This window comes from Candidatus Sericytochromatia bacterium, assembly GCA_035285325.1.
Taxonomy (GTDB): domain Bacteria; phylum Cyanobacteriota; class Sericytochromatia; order S15B-MN24; family JAQBPE01; genus JAYKJB01.
Map to the genome: position 1 here is coordinate 43470 of JAYKJB010000001.1, position 22241 is coordinate 65710.

Consider the following 22241-nt stretch of genomic DNA (forward strand, 5'->3'; position numbering starts at 1 on the left):
AACTGATGCCGCAAGCGGGGGAACCTCATCCGGATCAACCGGCCATCTGGCTCAATACCTCGGACCTGGAGACACTCGCGCCCGGGGCGTGTCTGGAAGCGGGCCCTCTGAAAATGGAGGTTCGCTATGCGCGAGCCAACGGCTGGTTGGCTGAGGTGAACGATGCGGGCGTGCTGCGTGCCGGAGATTTCCTGGACGCCGTTACTTGAACGCCCCCACGTGCTGGACGATGGCGTCCACCTCACCGGGAGTCAGCGCTGCCGCAAAAGGGGGCATACCGCGATCGGGGCTGCCATTGGCGATCATGGTGCGAACATGCCCCTCCCCACGCTGGGCCGCCGCTGCCAGCGCAGGGCCCATTCCGCCCGTCCCCGCCTCTCCGTGACAGGCCTGGCAATGGGTCTTGAACAGCACGGCCCCATCCGGCGCGCCGGCGGGGGGCGACGGGCTCGCGGCGAGGCTCGCCACCTGGGGGGCGCCGGGGCTGGCTCCCTGGTCTGCTCCGGCGGACTCTTGGCTGGTCTGGCGACTGAGACGGTCACAGCCGGCACCGAGGAGCAACAAGCTCGCTGCCAGCAACCAGGGCATCAGAGAGGGAGACCACTTGGGTGCGTTGGACATGGGAAAACGGGCCTCAAGCAGGCGCCTGCCCCCGCTCGAAGGCACGCACGTTCAGGATGGAGAACGCCAGGATCAGAACGAACAAGACCATCCCGATGGCGTTGGCATAGCCCATGTTCAGGTTCTGGAAGCTTTGCTGGTACAGATAATAAACGACGGTCGTACTGGCATTCAGGGGGCCCCCGTCGGTCATCACATAGATCTCCGTGAAGGTCTTCAAGGCCGAAATGCTCGACACGATCGCCACGAAGGTGATGGACGGCCAGAGCATCGGCACGGTCAACCGCCACAGCGTCTGCCAGCGACTGGCCCCATCGATCGCCGCCGACTCGTAAATGTCAGAAGGGATGGTTTGGAGGCCGGCCAGGTAGATCACCATATAGTAGCCCAGGCCCTTCCAGACGGTCACGACCATCACGGCCGCAAGGGCGGTTTCCGGGCGGGACAACCAGGCGACCGGATGGGCTGCCAACCAGGGGATGACCAGGCCCAGGAGATAGTTAAGCAGCCCATTTTCGGCAAAGATCCACTTCCACATCAAGCCGGCCACGACCATGGAAATGACCACGGGCAGATAGTACGCCGCTCGAAAAAACGTCACGCCGGGCAGCGAGTGGTTGACCAGCACGGCCAGCAGCAAGGGCAGCAGAACCAAGGCCGGCACCACGCCCGCGAGGTAGATCACCGTGTTGCGCAGGGTCTTCCAGAAGACCGGATCCGAAACGAGTCGCGCATAATTCGCACCTCCCACCCAGTCCGGCGGCACCAGCGCGTTGAAGTTTGTGAAACTCAGCCATCCCGCGTAGGCCAGCGGCGCGAACAGGAAGGTGACCAGGACGACGGCTGCAGGCAGCAAAAACAGGTACGGCGCAGCCACCCGCAGCGCGGTGCGCCCCGGGGCGTGGGGCGACCCGGGGGTTGGCGGCGCGGAATTTACGAGGATGCCAGAATCTGAGACCATTCGTCGGCTGCCTGTTCGAGGGCTTGCTGGGGCGTCTGTTGTTTCAAGACGGCCCGCTGCAGGGCGTTGTCGAGGGATTTGGCCAGTTCTGCCTGGCGATAGAGCGGCGGGACCAGCAGGGTGGCGCGCTGAAGTTGCGCGGCCGCCAGGGCACGGGCCCGGTCCTCCAGGGGCGCTTCCTGCGGTGCCTGGAAAAAGGGGTCGCGGGAGGCGACCTGAATGGAAGGCAGGATCGGGACGATGCGACAGAATGCCAGCTGGCTGGCTCCCGAAGTCACATGCAGCGCCAGGTCGATGGCCAGGTCCGTATGTTGGCTGGCAGAGGGGATTACCAAATTCATCACCTGCATGCCGACGCGACCGTCTGCGCCTCCTACCTGCGGCCCCAGGCCAATGCGCTGATACAGCTCGGGGGCGTTCTGGCGGACCATCTTCAAGAACTGGGGACCGGCCGGCAAGGCTGCAATTTGTCCGGCCTGGAAGCGATCGATGCCCTCACGATGGGGTTGTGTCAGTGCTTCCTGCGGCAGCACCCCGTCGTGGAACAAACTCGCCCAGAAGCTCAGGGTTTGGATACCCTCAGGGCCAGCAAAGGCTGCGTGTTTGCCGTCCGGCGTCAACAACGGCACGTGGTCGGCGGCGAACAGATCCAGACATTTGCCACGGTCGCCGAAGGCCGGCAGAAATCCGTAGTGGCCGGTCTTCTGCTTGATGGTGCGAGCGGCGGCTGCCAGCTCTCGGTAGGTGGTCGGCCATGAACCGGTCTCCAAACCGGCTGATTTCCACAAGTCAGCGTTGTAGAGCGTGATCGAGGTCGATAGATACCAGGGGAGCCCGATCAAACGCCCCGCGACGGTGTTGGCCTCCAGGGCGGCCGGAAAATAGGCGTCGAGGGTCGCTTTCGGCAGGTTCAAGGGCACGAGGGCCCGGGCCGACGCGAGTTTGTTGGCAAACATCGGGTTCAGATTCACCAGGTCGGGGGCGCGGCCACTGGCGGTGGCGGTCAGCGTCTTGTTCTCGATTTCGTTGGCTGGCAGGTCGACCCATTTCACGCGGACCCCGGGGTGGTTCGATTCCCACGCCTTGATCAAGCCCCCCACGTAATCCTCGAAGGTGGGCTTCAACTGCATGGTCCAGAACTTGATTTCGACCGTTCGTTCACCGTCCGAACGACCGCATCCCGCCAGCAAGAGCGCACCGGCCAGGAGCAGGGTGGTGATTCGGCGTGCGAGGCAACGGCCGGTTTCAACGAAGACGTGGCGCATGTCGACGCCAGTATATCACGCGTCGATGCGTGGGTTGAGGCGATCAGGAACTGGTCGATGAGGGGTGATGAGGGTCGTTACGAGACGCCCGCGGCGACGCTTCGGGGATCACCCGTTCGCGCGTCGGTCCCACATTCCGAGGGGGGACTGGGGGAGCCGAAGGTGCGTTTGGCGCTGCCGCCGGCCGGAGTTCATCTGAACCCGAGGTGGGCGCTGGCGCCGAGTCACCGGGATGTGCCGGGGCCAGCACGTTCATCTCGTGCGGGGCGAGTGCCACCACCGTTCCATCGGAGAGTTCCACCAGGGCTCGCTCGTGGGCCGCTTGCACTTCAAGCACGCGTCCTTCCCCGCCGCCGGTAAGCACGCGTGCTCCCTGGCGCGGCAATTGCTTCTTGGCGGCCCGATAGGCCTCCACCTCGTAGCTCAGGCAACACTTCAAGCGTCCGCAGGCTCCAGAGAGCTTGGCCGGATTGAGCGACATGTCCTGGTCCTTGGCCAGCTTGATGTTGATCGGGGCGAATTCTCGGATGAACGTGGAACAGCAAAGTTCCTTGCCGCAGGGGCCAACGCCGGAGAGATGGCGGGCCTCGTCGCGGACCCCGATCTGTTTGAGCAAGATGCGGGTCCGTCGGAACGTGCCCGTCAGGTCGCGCAACAGGTCGCGGAAGTCGACGCGGCCTTCGGAGGTGTAGAGAAAGGTCAGGCGACTGAAGTCCAACGTGTACAGGGCGTCGACCAGCTTCATCGGCAGGGCGTGTTGGGCAATCTTGGTGAGGCAGACTCCCCGCGCTTTGACCTCTTCCGTGGTTTTTGACTCCAGTTGCACCAGGTCGGCCTCGGTGGCGACCCTCACGAATCGTGCTGCGCCCAAGGAGCCGTGCGCGGCCACGACCGGGTTGGCCATGACCGAGAGGGGGCGGCAATCCAGCCCCCCGTCCAGTTCGAACACTACGGGCGTGCGGGGGAGCAGTCCCTCCGGAGCGTGCTCCAGCAGCCGGATGTCACCCGGCCGAAACCGGATGGCCAGTCGGGCCAAGGGTCCCTCGATTCTGATGACGGCCTGTTGGACAAGCCGAGTAAGTGGCAAACGGTGGAAACGGATAACCTATCAAAAACGGCCCGACGAGCAGGGCCAATCTGCCCATGGCATTCCCCGAAAGCGGCGAGGTTACACGGGGGGCTGGGCCAGCAGGCGTTGTCCCAGCGCATCGAAGACCAGCCGGGCATTCGCATGGCGCCGCAGGGCCTCACGTGCTTGTTCGACCTCCTGCGCCATTTGCAGCCAGGTGGTGACTGGCGCGCTGGCGGCCTGATGACGCAGGCTTTCGCGCGCGTCGCTCGCGCGCAGTCGTTCAGCGCTGATGTCCGGTTGGGCCGCCAGCAAGGCCAGGTCTCGCAATTGACCCAGCAGGGAATCGAGCGCCGCCGTTTGCTCCTCGGGGGGGCGCGCGGCCAGGGCGTCGGCCCAGGTCATGTAGCCGGAAAGATGCGCTTCTGGCCAGGGAGCGGAGGGGAGCACAGGGTTGGGCGACTCGGAGAGCCTGGTCAGCGCCAAGCCGATGCGGCCCTCCGAGTTCAGGGCCACCGTCCTCGCGCGGGTGACGTCCTCGGCGCCGCGTTCCCGCAGCAGGGCCACCAGTTGCTCCGGCGGTGTGAGGCCGAATCGCACGATCTGACAGCGCGAGCGCAAGGTCGGCAAAAGGCCGTCCAGATCGGCGCTCAGCAGGATCAGAAGACTGGTCAGCGGTGGTTCTTCCAGGGTTTTCAACAGGGCGTTGGCCCCTGTGGGATGGATGGCGTCCAGGGCCGCCAGAATGTGGACCTGGCGCTTCGCGGAGAAGGGCTTGCACGATACTGCCGCGATCAACTCGCGCACCTGATCCACCTTGAAGGTTTTTTCCCCTTCCGGAACGTCCCATTCCCGCACGTCCGGATGGCTTCCCGCGGCAATCAGCCGACAGGCGCGACACGCGCCGCAGGCATCCGGGCCCTCGCCAGTCCGTTCAGGGGTATCGCACAACAGGGCCTGAGCAAAGGCCCTGGCGGCGGTGCGCTTGCCGGTGTGAGCGGGGCCTGCCAGCAAATAGGCGTGGGAGGGATGCTCCAATGCGGCAAACAACCGCTGGCGAGCCAGCGGTTGTCCGAGCAGGCCGCGCAGGCCTGTGACCTCGTTCCCTTCGGAGTCGGCTATTTTTCTTCTCCACGCCAGAATTGAAGCCCGTGGGCCGGCGTCGCGTAACAGATCACGCGACGGTGGCCATCCTTGCGGGCCAGGTCAAGCCGGCGCGTGGCCAGCTGGATCAAGGCGCGCGGCGAGGTGGTTTCCACCGTACTGGACAGCCCCACCAAGGGCTCCAGAATGGCGTGCGAAGACACCAGGCGCTTACCGAACCGCTTCAGGACCTCCAAGGACGCCTCCGCGGGCGTGGACGGGAAGTAGAACAGCAGTTCGTTGGTGTCCCAACGCACGGCCCAGTCCGTCTGGCGGATCACGTTGCGGACCGTCTGGCCCACCAGGGTGAACAACTGCGTCACTTCATCGGAGGACATGGTGCGGGACAGGGCCCCGAAGTTATCCAGGCCGATGATGGCCACGGAGCCCGTCTCCTTCGAGCGCACCAGGCGCTCGCACTCCTCCCGGAAGCGTTCGTTGAAGTATTGACGGTTCCACAGGCCCGTCACCTTGTCGGTCGAGGTGCGCTTGGCCACCTCATCGGTCAAGGCGGTGGCCAGCCTGGACAGCCCGAGCTGTGGCAACACGGTCTTGAGGACCGCCTCGCTGAGTTCGTCCGAGGGGCTGGCCGCGAAGGCCACGCCAAAGGTTTGACGGTTGGACACGATGGCGGTCATCCAGCCGCCCGGAACGTTGGGCAGTTCCCGCAGGGCCGCCTCCTGCTGAACCACTTCGAGCTGATTGGCTTCCACGAAGGCACCGAAGCGCTGCTCCGCACCGTCCGAAAGCGGGACGAAACCTTCGGGTTGGGGCCACCACACCGCCAGGTCGACCTCCTTGAGGTATTTCCCGACCAGCTGCTTGATGTTTTGGTGGTTGTATTCCCAGGAAACCGTCAGGTTGAGTTGGGTGGCGAATTGAACGAGCGCTTGGGCTTGCGCTGTCGACAGTGTGGTCTTGGTTTCCATGATTGCCTCCAGTGGCGTCCTCCAGGTGCCTGTCTGTGATGCGACGGCAACCGCCTGGGGGTACCCCCCTATTGAACCCAAAAACGAGCAAAAGTTACAGAGTGCGTGTTAAGAATCGACTAAACCTGACCGAGAATGAGGCCGATGCTGCCTCCAGGCGCTGTTTACGCCAGCAAGCTACGTGCCGTCATGGCGCCTGGAACGCTCTGCTCGAGCAGGTCCAGGATGGTCGGGGCCACGTCGGCAAGCACCCCCCCCTCCCGCAGCCGGCGCTCCGAACCCGCCATGTAGAGGGGCACAGGGTTGGTGGTGTGAGCGGTGTGCGGTTGCCGGGTCTCATAGTCGATCATCTGTTCGGCATTGCCGTGGTCCGCCGTCACCAGGGCGATTCCCCCCTGGGCCAGCACGCTTTGCACCACCCGGCCCACCGCGGCATCGACGGCCTCGATGGCCTGAAGGGTCGCCGCCATGTTGCCCGTGTGTCCGACCATGTCGGCATTGGCGAAATTCATCACCAGAAAGTCTGTGTGGCCTCCATCCAATGCCGCGCACGCCGCCTGGGCCACCGCCGGAGCGGCCATTTCGGGCTGCAGATCGTAGGTGGCCACTTTCGGCGAGGGGATCAGCATGCGCTCTTCCCCCTCGTAGGGGGCCTCCCTTCCGCAGTTGAAGAAGAAGGTCACGTGGGCGTACTTTTCCGTTTCTGCGGTGTGGTATTGCCTGAGGCCTCGCTCTGCCAGCACCTGTGACAGGTTGTCGCTCAACTGCTGCGGCGTGTAGGCCACCGGCAAGGGCAGTTTGGCGTCGTACTGCGTCAAACAGGTCTGATGCAGGCTGGGCCAGTCCGGGCGCTCGAAGTGCGGGAAGTCTGCCTGAGTCAGCGCGCGGGAGATCTGGCGGGCGCGGTCTGGTCGGAAATTGAAGAAGATCACGCGATCGCCGCTCTGCATCCGTCCGGCCGCGTCAACCACGCAGGGGACCAGGAATTCGTCCGAGACATCCGCGGCGTAGCTTCGCTCCACCGCTTCCCGGGCGGAGGGGGCGGATTCCCCGCGCGCCTCCACCAAGGCCCTGTAGGCCCGCTCAATGCGTTCCCAGTTCTGGTCACGATCCATGGCGTAGTATCGACCGGAGACGGTGGCGATCCGGCCGTATCCCAGTTCCTGCAGCATGGCCTCGGTTTGAGACAGGAAGCCCAGCGCGCTGCGAGGGGAGACGTCCCGACCATCCAGAAACGCGTGAATGTAAGTGTGGGGAACCCCTCGGTCCTTGGCCATCCGCAGCAGGGCAAACAGGTGCTGGATGCTGCTGTGGACGCCCCCGTCGGAGAGCAACCCCATCAGGTGCAACCGCCCACTGGTTTGTTTGGCTTCGTCCATGGCGGCCACCAGGGCGGGATTGCCCTGGAGTCGACCCTGTCGGATCTCCTCGTCGATGCGCGTCAGTTCCTGGTAGACGATGCGGCCTGCCCCCATGTTCATGTGGCCCACTTCCGAGTTGCCCATTTGCCCCTCGGGAAGGCCGACCGCCAGCCCAGAGGTAAACAGCTGGGTGTGGGGCCAGCGCTGGCTGAGCGCGTCAAAGTGCGGGGTTCTGGCCATTGCGATGGCGTTGGCTTCTCGACGGGGGTTGATCCCCCATCCGTCACAGATGATCAGGGCGACGGGTCGGGTCATGGCAGGTCATTTCGCTTTCAGGCGTTCAAGACGGGGCGTGGGGGGCGCGGGATGGCCGCCTCAGTGGGTAGGAATGAGGCCGAGCCGGGCGATCGCCGCAAACGAGCTGGCCTCCAGACTGGCCCCCCCCACCAGAGCGCCGTCGATGTGGGGCTGCGCCATCTGCTCTGCAATCGTTTCAGCCTTGACGCTGCCGCCGTACTGCACGCGGACGGCGGCGGCGGCCGCCGGGGTGAACAGACGCCCCACCGTGTCGCGGATGATGCCGCAGACCCGGTTGGCCTCCCCTGCCTCGCAGGTCTTGCCCGTACCAATCGCCCAGACTGGTTCGTAAGCAAAGACGAGTCCAGCGACCTCCTCCGCCGTGCGGCCCTGCAGGGCACGCTGAACCTGGACGATGACAACGTTATCGGTCAGGCCGCCCTCGCGTTCCGTGAGCGTTTCGCCCACGCACACGATCGGGATGAGTTGATGAGCCAGGGCGGATTCGACTTTTCGAGCGACGGTGTCATCTGTCTCCGCGAAATACTGACGGCGTTCGGAATGCCCCAGAATCACGTGAGAGACCCCGAGTTCCACCAGCATGGCTGGTGCAATCTCACCTGTGAAGGCTCCGTGCGTTTGCCAGTGCATGTTCTGGGCGCCGAGGCGCAAGGCCGTGCCGCGAATTGACTCGGATACGGCCGCAAGCGCGGTGAAAGGTGGACAGAGTACCACCTCCGCGGCCAGTTCGGCGGGCCCGAGCTGAGCCAACAGGGCGCGGCTCAGGTCCCGCGCTTCCGCCATGGTCTTGTGCATTTTCCAGTTGCCCGCAATGACGGGGCGACGAGGGGAAGACATGGGCAGCACCTCCTAACGGTCGTTGAGGGCAGCCACGCCCGGGAGGACCTTGCCTTCCAAGAACTCGAGGCTCGCGCCACCGCCGGTGGAGACGTGGGTCAAGCGGTCCGCCAGGCCCAAGCCTTCCACGGCTGCGACCGAGTCGCCTCCGCCGACGATCGTGATGGCGCCTCTCTCGGTCGCCGCGGCGCACTGACGCGCGACGGCCTCGGTGCCCACCGCGAAAGCCGGGTTCTCGAACACGCCCATCGGACCGTTCCAGATGATCGTCTCTGCTCCGGCCAGCACTTCAGCGATGCGACCCAGCGTTTTGGGGCCTACGTCCACGCCGATCTGGTCGGCGGGAATGGCGGTCACCTCGACCGTGGCGCTGGCTGCAGGGGCTGCGATATCTGGCGCGAGCACCACATCCGAGGGCAGAATCAGGGTCGTTTTCATCCGCTCGGCGAGGTCTAGGACGCGCGTCGCCACGGCGAGTTGGTCCTCCTCCACCAGGCTCTTGCCGGTGGCGTGGCCTTGCGCCCGCAGGAAGGTGAAGGCCATGGCCCCCCCGACCACCAGGGCATCGACCTTGCCGACCAGATGATCGAGCACCCCGATCTTCGTACTGACTTTGGAACCCCCGATAATGGCGACCAAGGGGCGTTTGGGCGCACTGAGCGCCTGGCCCATGATCTCGATCTCCTTCTGCATCAACAAGCCCGCCGCGGCGGGCAGGTGAGCGGCCACACCCGCCGTGCTCGCGTGCGCTCGGTGGGCCGTTCCAAAGGCATCGTTCACATAGAAGTCGGCCAGGTCCGCCAGGGCTCGGGCAAACGCGGGATCATTCTTCTCTTCTTCCGGGTGAAAACGCACGTTTTCCAACAGGATCACGTCTCCAGGCTGACTGGCTGCGACCTTGGCCTGGGCGTCTGGTCCGATCGTGTCGGCGGCCTTCAAAACGGGGGTTCCCAGGCATTCCGCCAGACGAGCGGCGACGGTGTCGAGCCGCAGGGCTTCAGTGACGCCCTTGGGGCGGCCCAGGTGCGAGACGACAATCACACGGGCTCCCTTCTCCCGCAGTGCCTGCAAGGTGGGGACCGCCGCGCGGATGCGGGTGTCGTCCGTGATCCGCTCACCATCCAGCGGAACATTGAGGTCTTCGCGGACCAGAACGCGCTTGCCTCGCAGGTCGGCGTCGCTCCAATCGGAAATCGAGCGTTTCTGCAGCACCGTGGCAGTCATGGGGCCTCCTTATAAGGGATATGAAGGGGAAAGCCCGGAGCGCAGGCGCGCTCCGGGCATCGGATGGTTCAGACGGTCGCCTTCAGACGCTGACCAACATAGGCCGCCAGGTCGACGACGCGGTTGGAATAACCCCACTCGTTGTCGTACCAGGCGATCACCTTGACCACGCGCTTGTCCATGACCATCGTCAGGGGCGCGTCCACGATCGACGAGTAGGCGCAGCCGATGTAGTCCCGGCTGACCAGCGGCTCGGTGGTGTATTTCAGGATGCCGGTCATGCGGCCCTGATCGGCCGCGCCAGACAGGGCGGCGTTCACCTCGTCCACTGTCACGTCGCGGGACACGTTCACCACCAGGTCGACCACGGACACGTTCGGGGTCGGTACCCGCATGGCGAAGCCATTCAGCTTGCCCTTCAACTCCGGCAGCACCAGCGCAACGGCCTTGGCAGCACCGGTGGTGGTGGGAATGATGCTCTCCGCGGCGGCACGGGCGCGGCGCAGATCCTTGTGGGGCAGGTCCAGAATGACCTGGTCGTTCGTGTAGGAGTGAACCGTGGTCATCAGCCCGTTGATGATGCCGAACTGCTCGTGCAACACCTTGGCCACCGGCGCGAGGCAGTTGGTGGTGCAGGAGGCGTTGGACAGGATGTGGTGCTGGCTCGGGTCATAGGCATCCTCATTGACGCCGAGGACCACCGTCAGGTCTTCATCGGTGGCAGGCGCAGAGATGATGACCTTTTTCGCACCGGCGTCCAGGTGCTTCTGACAATCCGAGCGCTTGGTGAAACGGCCGGTGGATTCCACCACCACTTCGGCCCCGAGTTCTTTCCAGGGAAGCGCAGCGGGATCTTTCTCCGCGCTGATGGGGATTCGCTTGCCATCGATCACGATCGCGTTACCATCGGTGCGCACGTCACCCGGATAGGTGCCGTGAATGGTGTCGTGCTTGAACAGGTGCGCGAGCGTGGCGGCGTCCGTCAGGTCGTTGATTCCCACGAACGTCAGGGGCGCATTCTCTTTCAGCGCTGCCCGAAGCACCTGACGCCCGATCCGGCCGAAGCCGTTGATTCCCACTTGAGTGGCCATCTTGCAAGTCCCTCCTCGAATCGATGGGGCACGGTTCACGCCGACCGCGACAGGGGGCGGTCGCACGAACGGTGACCCGAAGCGCGCCCACTGTACCGTCCCGAGGGGGCAAGGGTCAAGGTTGGCTCATCATGCGGCCTCCCGCCTTTCGGAGCTGGGCGCCTCGCTGCCCCAGCTCAACCAGCCGTTCCCCCACCCGCAGCCAATCGAGGTGCATCACGCTGGCTCTGGCTTGGTCCCGGAGGTGGGCCAGGCAGTCAGGCGTCAGCAGGGTATTGAGGCGTCCAGCGAGCTCCGTGGCATCGCGGGGGCTGTTCAGGAGGAAGCCGTTCTGGGCCGGCTGGATCAGCGCGGTGCTGGCAGGGAATCGTGAGGCCAGCACCGGCACGCCACAGGCCAGGGCCTCTGCCACCACGAGGCCCCAGCCTTCGTAGCTGGAGGGCATGACGAAAGCGTCAGCCGCGGGGTAGAGCGTTTCGGGGGCCACGCTACCGAGAAAACGCACGCGGGCGTCGAGCCCCAGAGCCTGGATGCGGGCGCGATACGGCTCAGGGTCATCCCGTCCCGCCACCAGCAGCCACGGTTGATGAGGTTGAACCGCGGGGAGCGCTTCCAGGATGGTGGCCAGTCCCTTGCGCGCAAATTCATTCGCGGCCAGCAGCAGGACGGGCGTATCCTCCGGTACACCCCAGGCCCTTCTCTGACGCGCGCGCGCCTCGGGGTCCGGCCGGAACAAGGTGGTGTCAACGCCCCAGGGTTGGGCGAAAACGCGTCCGCTGGGGGCCTGATAGTGATGGGCCAGTTCCTCAGCGACCTCCCCTGAACAGGCGTGCAGCAGGCCTTGCCAGGTCTTGACCTGGCGTTTTTCCATCGCAATCGTCAAGCGATGAAAGGGGTGGAGGCGCTTGGCCAGTCCATGGACGGAAAGGGCGCCGTCCGATTGAATCGATTGCTCGCACCAGGCGGCGTGCACCGAGTGAAAGGTGAGCAGGTCACCTTGCCAGGCACTGGTGCCCTGCACGTGAATGATGTCGTGGCGGGCAAGGCGCGCGGAAGCTGAGAGCGGTAAAAATGCCGTTCTGAGCCAGGCCGGACGATGGGGGGCGTGCAGTCGAACGAAATGGAAACGCTCGGCGTAACGGGGGTCCCAGGACGTCGCATAGACGGTCACCCGGTGCCCCAGGCGGGCATAGGCGTGGGCCATGTCGACAGTGACGCGTTCGATTCCGCCGCGTTGGTCGAAACTACCGACGGTCAGAGCGATGTCGAGCGCCATGGGGCCATTATAGCCAGGCACGATGCCGAGTGCGAAACCCATCGTTCAGTGAGGCGACGGCCGCCGGGTCGCGCGAGGCGCAACGGCCAAAGCCTGCGATGCGGGTTGAACCGATTGGAGCCTCGCGATGTGCCCTCCCTGGGCCGACACCATGTTACGATCAAGCCGATGAGTTCACGCAATCGAACGGCTCGCTCCCCATCCAGATCACAGGCGACCAGCCACGGTGGTGTACCGGCAGAGCGGCCCGTGCGCCGACCGATGCGCGCGCGGGACGTGTTGGCGGCTGCGATCGGTGTATGTGTGGTGCTGGCCATGCTCTTTTCCTCCTTCGCGCCCTTCTTTTTGCCCTGACGTTCCGCTCTGGAACAGCTTTTCAGCGGGCTCCAGGGCGCCTCATTTAAGTAAAATTTCTGCAAACTTAAAGCAGGCATAACGCGGTTCCGTTCAGAGACTGTGAACTGCCTCCTATACAACCCTTGGGTAGACCCACGCCGGGTGTGTGTGCGTCGGGGTGCCACCCAGGTAGGAGGACCGAACCGATGGCCAGCCAGACCACCCTCAAGCGGATCAGCATTTGTGGCGCCTTGCTGTGCGCCCTTCTGCTCGCGGGCTGTGGGAATCGGATGCCTGCCAACATTCCGGAGCCGGAAGAACCCGCTCCTCCTGCGGCGCCTGCCGTGCCAGCGCCGTCGGTCGCGCCGATTCCGCAAGAGCCGGTGGCGCCGCCCGTTGGCGCCCCCGCGCCGGGAGCCCCCAACTACAGTGCGCCCACGACCGGGTCGCTGGTGGTGAGCGGGGTTGAAAAGTCCAAGACCGGCCTGATTTTCAAGAAGCTGATCGTCAAGGGGGCCATCGTGAACACGAGTACGGTGCCTCTCTCGGGCACCTTGAAGGTGGACTTCAAGGACAAGAAGGGCCTGTTCACCAAGACCTTCGTGACGGAGGAAACCAAGACGCAGGTGATAGCGCAACTGGCGCCTGGCCAAAGTCTACCTTTCGAAATCACTGCCACGAAATCGAACATGGATGAGGCTGAGGTGACGGTCGAAACCATGCCGGCAGCCCCGGCGGCAGGAAGCTTTGCCACGGGGAGCCCCTACGGGGCGCCGATGGGTGCTTCCTACGGGATGGGCACCATGAACGCGGGTTACCCCGCTCCGCGGCGCTTCTGACCCGAGTCAACGTTCACCGGCATCCGCTTCAAGCCCCCCTCGCCCACCGGTGACGGGGGGCTTCTGCCATTCATTCCATCCATAGGGTCGCGTGCCGTTCGTGTCCCTCGCTGGCGGGCGAGGAGGGCGCTGATGTCCGCTCGGCCCCGGCACCTCTTTCAGACGTTATGTCATTTCTGGTGCGTGGAACACAGATTCTGTTACCCCAAGTTGTTACGATACCGCCCGTTGATGCCGTCTTGACTCGTTCAAACGGCAACCGGTTGTCAAATAACAAGGGGTTGCCATGTTCTTCTCCCCCGCTCGTTCTATCTGCATTGCTGCCGCTGTCGTGGCCCCCGCCTGGGTGGCCCCCGCAACGGTGGCGGCTGCCGGAACCGAGTTGGGCACGCCGCGATTCGATGTGGCCAAGAAGGCGGTGGTCCTACCTTACTTCGGCGCGTTCCCGACGTTCGATTCGGATGCCTTGGCGACGCCTCCGCGGGTGTACTTCGACTTCAAGGCCATGCCACGGCATGTCGGCCTGTTGGCGCAGGCCGTGAGCGGAAGCACGACCCTGCAACGCGTCACGATGGCGCATCGGCCGGGCGGCGTCACTCGCCTGGTCCTCCACTTCAAGGCGCCCACGCAGGTGCTGGTCCTCAATGACACCTCCCGCCATCAGATCGTGCTGGTGCCTCAAGAGGTTCCCTTCGAGGCTCCCGCGGCGACGCCACTGGTGGCTCCCGCGGCGGCTCCCAGCAAAGCGCCGCAGACCAAGGTGCCCGAGGCCACGCGCACCTTCTTCCAGACCTTCGGTCATACCGACTTCAAGTATTCGGTGGGGCCGCGTCCGAAACACGCCAAGCACGATCAAGTGATTGTGCAGGTCGGTGCACAAGGCGTTTCCGAGTTCAACGTCACGGCGGATCCGGCCAACGACTTCGTCAATTTCTCGATCTCCATCAGTGGGAAGGGGCGCCCCGCGCCAGCGCCGACCCCGAGCCCTGTGCCGACGCCGGAACCCACCCCGCGTCCGATCTGGACGCCTCCCCCGCCGGTGCCTACCGCCATTCCCACGCCTCCGCCCGTTCTGGAGCCTCTGCCGACTCCTTCGCCCGAGCCGTCCGCGCTCCCGACTCCCGAACCTACCCCGGTGCCGACGCCCATTCCGACACCGCCACCGACGCCCGTGCCATCGGCCGAGCCCGGCGCCACGACCTTGGGATTTTCAGGCGGCTTTCCCTACTCCGTTTCGGAGTCCAGCCAGCTTCACGCCTTCGATGCAGCGGGTGCCAGTGTCGAAGCCCTCTCCTTCGAGACGCGCTTCTCATCTTGGGCCTACCAGCTCTCGGTGGATCATCACCGTCTGGAGATCACCGACCAGCAAACGTCGGATCGCACCCGCCACGACCGGGACACCTACACGTTCAACACCGGCCTCGGCTATCGCCTCGACCCGTTCGGACACGACGTGCTGCTGGGACTCGGGTACCAGTTGCGGCTTCTGAACACCGTCAATCTCGGCCAGCAGGACTCCGGGGCGTGGGAACAGATTCCCGCACCTGACATCGTTTCGGTCTTGACGGCACAAACCCAGCTGTTCCACGGCCCCACGCTTTTCACTCGCTGGGCTGCGCCGCTCTTCGGGACGTTTGGCTTCGATGCGAGGCTGGCGGCCGGCTATCTCTTCGCGGCCCTGGACGTTCCAGCGGACGTGGGCGGTCTGGTGTCATTCGGCGCCACGCCCTCGCTTTACGGAGACTTCGGGGCGGTTCGCACCTCGCTTGGTTACGACCTGCACATGGCCACCGGCGGCGCTGGGTATAACTTCCTTCGGCACGGGCCGCTTGCCCGTATCGAGATGAGGTTTTAGGTCATGCGTCTGCTTCAAGTCCTGCTGGCTGCATCCGCTGTGTTGATTTCCAGTTGTGCCGGGACGGGGCAGAACACGATGCCTGCCTTCAATGTCCAGCGCGGCACGATCACATTGGCCGTCGACATCCCGCCCGAGCAAGGCGACATTTCTTCCGTCGAGTTTCGCGTGGATGGCGAGGTGCTGGCGGTGGATTCCCAGGGCCCAGAATTTTCGGTGCCGTTCGATACCACCAAGAAAGCCGATGGTATTCATTTCGTGGAGGCCGTCGGCAATCCAGGCGCGGCTGAAGTTCAGCTGCTCAAAAACAGCATCCTGGTTGAAAACGCAGCGCCGGCGCCGGCGCCGGCGGCTTATCGCCGGGCCAAACTGCTCATGACCCCCGCGCGTTGACGCTGGGGACGGACGGAATGTCCTGCTGAACCTGGGCGACCGCGTGGAGCAGGTGCGTCGCACGGCCACTCCCCCACCCGCCAGTCTCGCCTGCCCGCCGGCTTGCTGAGGCTAGCGGACCTCGGCGACCAGGAATTTGAGGTAGTCCGTTTCGGGGGCTGCAGGCAGCACCGGGTGATCGGGCGAGGGACCTCGCAGTTCCAGTTGTCGCAGTCGTTTGCGGGTATCCGAGGCCGCCTCTGCCACGATGGCGCTGAACATGGCCGGGGTGATGTGGTGGGAGCAGGAGCTGGTCACGAGCAGACCTCCCGGATTCAACAGGCGCATGGCGCGGAGGTTGATGTCCTTGTAGCCTCGGATGGCACCCGGGATGGAATCCTTGTTCTTGGTAAAGGCGGGGGGATCCAGAATCACCACGTCAAAACGGCGTTCGGCCCGCTCGAGCTCCCGCAAGGTATCGAACGCATTGGCCGCCAGCCACTCGCAGCGCGAAGCTACTCCGTTGATCGCGGCATTGCGTTCGGCCAGGGCGATCGCCTCGGCGGAAATATCGACACTCAGTACCCGTTCCGCGCCTCCCAGGGCGGAGGCGATGCTGAACCCACCTGAATAGCAAAAGGTGTTCAACACATCCTTGGCCCCCCCGACCAGCTCGCGAAGGCGCACGCGATTGAGTCGCTGGTCCAGGAAAAAACCGGTCTTCTGGCCATTTTCCACGTCGACCAGGAATTTCATCCCGTGCTCATCGATGGTCAGGTCTGCGGGAGGTGCTTCGCCCCAGAGCAAGCCTGCCCGCCGTTCCAGCCCCTCCAAGGTCCGGACGGGGGCGTCGCTGCGTTCGTAGATGCCACGAACCCGGCACACCTTGGCCAGGATCTCGGCAAACATCGGTAGGCGTTGGGCCATCCCGAACGCCAGCGCTTGGACCACCAGCCAGTCTCCGTAACGGTCGACAATCAAGCCTGGCAAACCGTCCGCCTCGCCATGGATCAATCGGTAGGCGGCCTCGGGCCCCTGCGACAAACGCCCATAGCGCTCCCGCAGCAGCAGGGCCTCCTCCACCCGTCTCAGGAAGAACGCCGAGTCGATGGGCTCCCGCTGACGGGTCAACAAGCGGACCAGGATGTTGGATTGCGTGTTGGCCAGGCCCAGGCCCAACAGGCGGCCCCGCGCGTCTTCCACGGCCACCACTTGCCCGTCGGCCTGCCTGTCCGGCACCCGGACGACCTCGCCGGCAAAGACCCACGGGTGCCCGGCCGCCACGCGGGCCTCGCGCCCTTTGCGAAGCACCACCTTGTCGACCGCTTCGCCGGTCTCAGCGGACGGCGAGGGAGGCACCGAGGCAATCAAAGGTTCCACGGACGCGTCCTTTCTGTGCCTCCGATGGTTCGGCAGGCGCTTCCCTTCGCCCGCAAGCTTGTGTCGGAGCGCACAGATTGCGCGAGGAGGTTCGGGGGATGCTGAACATTATACACGGGCCTCTCACAACGCCTCACGGGCTGCGGGACCCGTCGGGGAAACGATTACGTTATGTGAAGTCGGCACGGGTCTGTCTTGACGCATGCCTGCTGCGAGGTTAACGTAAACCCGCTTCGGGGTGAAAGTTTCGCCCTGATAGGAGTTGTCAATCCATGGCCAATCGGAGGGCGCGCCGGCAACCCGAACTCGAACGGGCTGCCAAGGCTGCCAAGACTTCCAATCCTTCCCTGCCCTCGACCCTACTGTTTCTTGCCTTGGTGTTGTACCTCGGTGGCCTCGTATTCCGGCTGGGCTTCCAGGAAGTGCGGTTGCTGCAACAGGGGCGTTTGCTCGAGTCTGAACGGGTCGCGGCGTTGGCGCAGCATCGCGCCCTCCGCGCGGAGATTGCTTCGGCCAAGACCAACGCGGGCATCGAGAAGCTGGCGCGAGAACAACTGGGCTTCGTGATGGACCGCGAGGTGCCGGTGAAAGCTGTACTCGCAGCTGCGCCTTCCGAGGCGGAGCACACGGCGCCGGTGCTGCGCGCTCCGGAAGCGCAACCGGTGGGTCTGCCCCCGGCCATGGCGGCGCTGGCCAAGTTTTTCGTGCCCCTTTGGCCCTGAGCGCCGCTCGCTGACTTCCTGGCCGCCCCCCGGCCGACTCTCGCTTCCGTTGTGAAGATTGGCCGCGGGATGTTAAAATGGCGGACTGCAGCGCGATGGACCGGCCCTTGGGGCGCGTGTGGGTGGCGTCGTTTTGGAACTCAAACTGATCAACATCGGCTTTGGCAACATCGTCTCGGCCAATCGGGTGGTTGCCATTGTCAGTCCCGAATCCGCGCCGATCAAGCGGATTGTGCAGGATGCCAGGGATGCCGGCCGTCTGGTTGACGCCACTTACGGTCGACGGACCCGCGCGGTGATCATCACGGACAGTGACCACGTGGTGCTCTCGTCCATCCAGCCGGAGACGGTGGCCCATCGCTTCGTCAGTGCCCGCGCGGAAGACAACCGCCTGGCCGGAGAGGATGACTGAACCTTGGCGTCCCCTTCATCGCCACTCTCCCTGCCGGTCTTGCCCGTGTCCTCGCGTCGCCGAGGAACCTTGTTCATCGTCTCAGGACCGTCCGGCGTCGGCAAAGGCACCATCGTGCGTGAACTGCTTGCGAGAGAGAGCGGCATCGCTCTGTCGGTCTCGGTGACGACCCGCTCCCCGCGGCCAGGCGAACAAGAGGGGACGAGTTATTTCTTCAAGTCGGTGGCTGAATTTCAACGCATGGTGCAGGAAGGTGAACTGCTCGAGCATGCCCAGTTTGGACGCCATTTTTATGGCACACCACGGGCCTTTGTCGAGTCTCGTCTGCGCGAGGGGCAGGACGTCATCCTGGAAATCGAGGTTCAGGGAGCCATTCAGGTGCGCGAACGCGCCGGGCGTTGCGTCACCCTGTTCGTTCTGCCACCCTCATTCGAGGCGTTGGCCACTCGCTTGCAGCAACGCAACTCCGAGTCCCCAGAAGCCGTGCGTCAACGGCTGGCCATCGCTTCGCGGGAACTCGATTATCTGCCATTTTATGACTATCAACTGGTCAACGACGACCTGGACGTGGCCGTGGCCAAAGTCCAGGCGATCATCGCAGCAGAACGCTGTCGCGTCCTCTCTGTGAATTGAAAGCGCGCCCCATCCGAAACACAGGAGTCCAATTCATGTCCGGAATGCAAGATAAGGCCCAGGAACTGCTCAACCAGGCAGACAACAAGTACCAGCTGGTGCTCACCGTGGCCCGTCGCGCCAAGTCCATCAAGGATGACCCGATGTTGATGTCTTCGCCAGAGGCCAGCAAGCCCATCAAGCTGGCGCTGCGTGAACTGGCGGACCACCAACGCGAGCAAGCGGAAGCTGCGGCGATCTAGGCGCCCAGCTTGCCGGCCATTCTGCTAGGCGTCACGGGCGGCATTGCCGCCTACAAGAGCGTGGACCTGGCGTCGCGATTGCGCAAAGGCGGCTGGCAAGTCCACGTGGCCATGACCGCCTCTGCCACGCGCTTTGTGGCACCTTTGACCTTCGAGGCCATTTCGGGGCGGCCGGTTCATCTGGACCTTTGGTCCTCCTCGCCCTCCTCAGGCCAGGAAGGCGAGGTCGGCGTCTCCCACATCGATTGGGGTCGGGACCTGGATGTCTTTCTGGTCGCTCCTGCCACGGCTCACACGCTGGCCAAGCTGGCCCACGGGCTGGCGGACGACGTGGTGACGGCAACGGCACTCGCCACCGCGGCGCCGCTGGTGGTGGCCCCGGCCATGAACCCTCGGATGTGGTCCCATCCCGCGACCCAAGCCAATCTGGCCACCTTGCAAGCGCGCGGGGTGCGGGTGATTCCTCCGGCGGAGGGCTTGATGGCCTGTGGGGACGAGGGAGCGGGGCGCCTGCAGGAGCCCGCCGCCGTCGTCGACTGGCTGGAGGCATTCCTGCGGCAGCGCGGCTCCTTGCGTGGGTGTCGGGTGCTTGTCAGCGCTGGTGGTACCCGGGAGCCACTCGACCCTGTGCGCTATATCGGCAACCGTTCCAGCGGCCGCATGGGCCACGCCCTGGCCGAGGCGGCCGCCCGGCGTGGGGCGGCGGTGGCCCTTGTCACGACGGCTCCCGCATTGGCGCCCTCCGGCGTTGAGGTGGTGCCCGTGGAGACCGCCTTGGAGATGCAAGCGGCGCTGGCGGCGCGATTCGATGAGGTGGATGTGCTGATCATGGCCGCCGCGGTTGCCGACTATCGGGTCGAATCGCCGGAAACCAGCAAGCACAAAAAGGGGGAGGGGGGCTGGACGCTGAATCTGGTCAAGAATCCCGACATCCTGGCGAGTTTGGGGGCCCGCAAGGCCCATCAACTGGTGGTTGGGTTCGCCGCTGAGACGGGCCACCCCGAGCAGGCCGCGCGCACCAAGTTGCGCTCCAAACGGGCCGATTACATCGTGGGAAATGACGTCAGCATTGCCGGCATCGGCTTCGACAGTGACCAGAATCGGGTGCTGGTGGTCGGAGACGATGGGGTGGTGGCGGAATGGCCCGTGATGCCCAAACGTTCGCTCGCCGAGCACCTGTGGGACCTGTTCCAGCAGCATCACACCCTGGCCCGTTTCCGTTGATGGGGCACCCAAACGGCGCGATCTTCACCTGGGTATAAGGGGAAGGGTGGCCTTCGGCTGGCTGGCGTGGCCTGTGCGTTCGGGCCCCCTCAGGTCAGGGGAGGCTGTGATGACCCATCTTTCCAACGTGCCGGGAGGGGGCGCGCAGGGAACGGGTAAACTGGGCGGGAAACGCGCCACAGGTCCGATTCAACTCGACCGTTTGCGCGAGATACTGGAGGAAACGGCTCCCGCAGACCGGGTAGAGCTGGCCGGAGCCGCGTCGCAGGCCTTCCCCCTTCCGCCGGTGTATCACAAGCTGTCGGCCCGCGATCGTGCCGCGCTCGAGGCCTTGCCCGCGGAGGTGCGCAAGGAACTGCTGACGGACGTACCAGCCAAGGTAGAACTGGCGCGCCTCGAAGTCTCGCGCCGCCTCCAGGTGCGAACTGCGGCACTGATACCCGGTGAGGGCCTCCGTTTCGAGCCCCCCGACTTGTTTCGTATCTCCGATGCAGCCATCGCCTTCCAGGTTCTGTCCGACCTGACGCCTCAGGATCGCGCGCGCCTGGAGGGGCTCGAATTGCGACGTGTCTCCGAATCGACCTTCGATGAGGCCCATCTCCACCGCAAGACCGATGGTGCGGCCGAGCTGGCGATCGAGGGAGGGCGCGGCTTGGCTGGCCAGGTTGGGTTTCAGCTTGCCCGACTCTTCGAGCGGTTTGCCCTGACCACGCCTGTGGGCCTGATGTTGCGTGCCTGGTTCCCCCATGCGTTGGCGGAGTATCGCGAACGTCGGATCGAAATGGGGGACGCCCAGGCGGCTCGGATGCGCGAGGTCCTCGTCCACGAACTGGGCCATCAGGTGCAGTTTGGCATGGGGCTGGACCTGGCTGGCATGCGAGAGTGGGCCCTGCTCTCCGGCTGGAAAGACGCGGCTGGGAATGAGGCATTCGGGGTGGATGCCGAGGGCCGGGTGCGGGCCTTGAATGCGGGGGTGAGACCCGCCCGCAAGGACAACTTCGTGTACGACAATTTCACCGAGCGCCTGACGCCTGAGGCGATCGCGCGAGCGGCCTCGGAAATCCAGGACCCGGAACTGCGGCGCGAGTTCGAACAAACCCTGAAGGTCAAGCAAAATATGCGTGAGGCCATCAAGGAAGTCTTTGGGGTCGAGGCCTTGGGCTATGCCATGGTGAATCCCCTGGAAGATTTTGCCGAGAGTTTCCGTGCGTTTTACACGGATCCCACCCTGCTGGCGCGCAAGGCACCGGACAAATTCTTGTTCCTGAATGCGTCGTCCCGCAAGTATTCGCCGGACCAGGCCCAAGCGCTGCTGAGGCAGGTGGGCCGTGACGCGCAGAAGGTCGCGACGGAACTGTCCACCTCGGGAATTTCGCAGGAAACCTTTGACCGTATCGCCAAGGCCAACGGGATCCGGGCGAACACCGCCGTGCTGGGCTCTCAGGCGGAAGGCGCCTTGGCGCTCGCGCGCAAGGCGGGCAAGCCTTTGCTCCCCTTGCAGCAGGCCTTCATGCTGATTCAGGAAAAGGTCTCTGCCCGCGATGCGACGTTCGTGGCCACCTTCACGCGGGATCCGGCCCAAGCGCTTGGAGCGCTGTGGTCAAGATTGTCTCCCGCAGAGCAAGGACAGTTCGAGACGGAGGCCCGGCGCTTGGACGTGATCCAGCGCATGCAGGGGGGCACCATGAGTTTTGCCTCCGCGGCGGCTCAGGGTTACCGGGCGATCGAGGTGGATGCCATCCGCCGCTTCGGCAAGATGCTGCTGGACGACGCGGGCTTTCGACGGGCGCTGCAACGTGACCCGGAGAGTGCGTTGGCCCCTGTTGCGCGTGGCTTACCCGCCGTCTTGCGGGAGGCCGTGAAGCAACCTGAGTTGCGGGCCAGTCTGGCGCTGTTTGCGGAACGCCTTGATGCCCTCATTCGCTATGACCAGGTTCCCTTGCTGGGAGGGGGGGACCTGCACCGGATGTTCGAGGCCAACCTCCAGCGCATCGACGAGGCGACCCTGGCGGCCTCGATCGGCACCTTGCGAGAAAACCCCAAGCGGATGGCCGAAGTTTTCTGCGGCCTGGGAGTGGTCGAGGTGGATGGCATCCGAGTGCCGCCGGGTGGCTGAGGTCCCGTCGCCTGT

At 64.7% G+C, this 22241-nt stretch carries 21 protein-coding genes; 9 read left to right on the forward strand and 12 right to left on the reverse strand.

The features are described 5' to 3' along the window. Window positions 1-201 precede the first annotated feature (201 nt). The 11 genes from VKP62_00190 to VKP62_00240 all read right to left on the reverse strand — a co-directional run bounded on the left by VKP62_00190 (window position 202) and on the right by VKP62_00240 (window position 12095). Window positions 202-621: a cytochrome c gene (locus VKP62_00190; protein ID MEB3195598.1), complete on the reverse strand. Its 420-nt coding sequence runs from the start codon at window positions 619-621 to the stop codon at window positions 202-204. 13 nt (window positions 622-634) lie between these two features. Then, a complete protein-coding gene (locus VKP62_00195; protein ID MEB3195599.1) occupies window positions 635-1582 on the reverse strand; it encodes a sugar ABC transporter permease in 948 nt (315 codons plus the stop codon). Beyond that, window positions 1555-2847: a sugar ABC transporter substrate-binding protein gene (locus VKP62_00200; protein ID MEB3195600.1), complete on the reverse strand. Its 1293-nt coding sequence runs from the start codon at window positions 2845-2847 to the stop codon at window positions 1555-1557. Before VKP62_00200 ends, VKP62_00195 begins: the two co-directional genes overlap by 28 nt. Before the next feature lie 43 nt (window positions 2848-2890). Continuing rightward, on the reverse strand, window positions 2891-3883 hold the full coding sequence (gene ricT, locus VKP62_00205) for a regulatory iron-sulfur-containing complex subunit RicT (protein ID MEB3195601.1): 993 nt from the start codon (window positions 3881-3883) through the stop codon (window positions 2891-2893). Window positions 3884-4015: 132 nt separating this feature from the next. Next, a complete protein-coding gene (locus VKP62_00210) occupies window positions 4016-4966 on the reverse strand; it encodes a hypothetical protein (protein ID MEB3195602.1) in 951 nt (316 codons plus the stop codon). A 68-nt stretch (window positions 4967-5034) separates the two neighbouring features. Then, window positions 5035-5988, reverse strand: a complete 954-nt coding sequence (locus VKP62_00215) for a GGDEF domain-containing protein (GenBank protein ID MEB3195603.1) — start codon at window positions 5986-5988, stop codon at window positions 5035-5037. 164 nt (window positions 5989-6152) lie between these two features. Further along, window positions 6153-7664, reverse strand: coding sequence for a 2,3-bisphosphoglycerate-independent phosphoglycerate mutase (gene gpmI / locus VKP62_00220; GenBank protein ID MEB3195604.1), 1512 nt, complete (start codon window positions 7662-7664; stop codon window positions 6153-6155). Between the two features lie 60 nt (window positions 7665-7724). Beyond that, window positions 7725-8504 carry a triose-phosphate isomerase gene (tpiA, locus tag VKP62_00225; protein MEB3195605.1) on the reverse strand — a complete coding sequence of 260 codons (780 nt, stop codon included), beginning with the start codon at window positions 8502-8504 and terminating at the stop codon, window positions 7725-7727. A gap of 12 nt (window positions 8505-8516) precedes the next feature. After that, entirely contained in the window at window positions 8517-9713 is a 1197-nt protein-coding gene (locus tag VKP62_00230) for a phosphoglycerate kinase (protein MEB3195606.1), read from the reverse strand. Between the two features lie 83 nt (window positions 9714-9796). Further along, entirely contained in the window at window positions 9797-10819 is a 1023-nt protein-coding gene (gene gap, locus VKP62_00235; GenBank protein ID MEB3195607.1) for a type I glyceraldehyde-3-phosphate dehydrogenase, read from the reverse strand. A gap of 115 nt (window positions 10820-10934) precedes the next feature. Beyond that, window positions 10935-12095 carry a glycosyltransferase family 4 protein gene (locus VKP62_00240; protein MEB3195608.1) on the reverse strand — a complete coding sequence of 387 codons (1161 nt, stop codon included), beginning with the start codon at window positions 12093-12095 and terminating at the stop codon, window positions 10935-10937. 542 nt (window positions 12096-12637) lie between these two features. Here VKP62_00240 and VKP62_00245 point away from each other — a divergent pair. The 3 genes from VKP62_00245 to VKP62_00255 all read left to right on the forward strand — a co-directional run bounded on the left by VKP62_00245 (window position 12638) and on the right by VKP62_00255 (window position 15518). Further along, window positions 12638-13270, forward strand: coding sequence for a hypothetical protein (locus tag VKP62_00245; GenBank protein ID MEB3195609.1), 633 nt, complete (start codon window positions 12638-12640; stop codon window positions 13268-13270). Window positions 13271-13556: 286 nt separating this feature from the next. Continuing rightward, window positions 13557-15125 (forward strand): hypothetical protein, encoded by a 1569-nt coding sequence (locus VKP62_00250; GenBank protein MEB3195610.1) that lies wholly within the window; start codon window positions 13557-13559, stop codon window positions 15123-15125. Window positions 15126-15128: 3 nt separating this feature from the next. Further along, window positions 15129-15518, forward strand: a complete 390-nt coding sequence (locus VKP62_00255) for an Ig-like domain-containing protein (GenBank protein ID MEB3195611.1) — start codon at window positions 15129-15131, stop codon at window positions 15516-15518. 111 nt (window positions 15519-15629) lie between these two features. On the opposite strand, the gene VKP62_00260 is transcribed toward VKP62_00255, so the two are convergent. Continuing rightward, window positions 15630-16877 carry a class I SAM-dependent rRNA methyltransferase gene (locus VKP62_00260; protein MEB3195612.1) on the reverse strand — a complete coding sequence of 416 codons (1248 nt, stop codon included), beginning with the start codon at window positions 16875-16877 and terminating at the stop codon, window positions 15630-15632. Window positions 16878-17149: 272 nt separating this feature from the next. Here VKP62_00260 and VKP62_00265 point away from each other — a divergent pair, with 272 nt between their 5' ends. From VKP62_00265 to VKP62_00290, 6 genes are all read left to right on the forward strand, one after another. Next, on the forward strand, window positions 17150-17599 hold the full coding sequence (locus tag VKP62_00265) for a hypothetical protein (GenBank protein MEB3195613.1): 450 nt from the start codon (window positions 17150-17152) through the stop codon (window positions 17597-17599). Window positions 17600-17732: 133 nt separating this feature from the next. After that, window positions 17733-18011 carry a DUF370 domain-containing protein gene (locus VKP62_00270; protein MEB3195614.1) on the forward strand — a complete coding sequence of 93 codons (279 nt, stop codon included), beginning with the start codon at window positions 17733-17735 and terminating at the stop codon, window positions 18009-18011. 3 nt (window positions 18012-18014) lie between these two features. Beyond that, entirely contained in the window at window positions 18015-18644 is a 630-nt protein-coding gene (gene gmk, locus VKP62_00275) for a guanylate kinase (GenBank protein MEB3195615.1), read from the forward strand. Between the two features lie 35 nt (window positions 18645-18679). After that, window positions 18680-18886: a DNA-directed RNA polymerase subunit omega gene (rpoZ, locus tag VKP62_00280; GenBank protein ID MEB3195616.1), complete on the forward strand. Its 207-nt coding sequence runs from the start codon at window positions 18680-18682 to the stop codon at window positions 18884-18886. Between the two features lie 9 nt (window positions 18887-18895). Then, entirely contained in the window at window positions 18896-20110 is a 1215-nt protein-coding gene (coaBC, locus tag VKP62_00285) for a bifunctional phosphopantothenoylcysteine decarboxylase/phosphopantothenate--cysteine ligase CoaBC (GenBank protein ID MEB3195617.1), read from the forward strand. 109 nt (window positions 20111-20219) lie between these two features. Further along, window positions 20220-22226 (forward strand): hypothetical protein, encoded by a 2007-nt coding sequence (locus VKP62_00290; protein MEB3195618.1) that lies wholly within the window; start codon window positions 20220-20222, stop codon window positions 22224-22226. The last annotated feature ends 15 nt before the right edge of the window (window positions 22227-22241 follow it).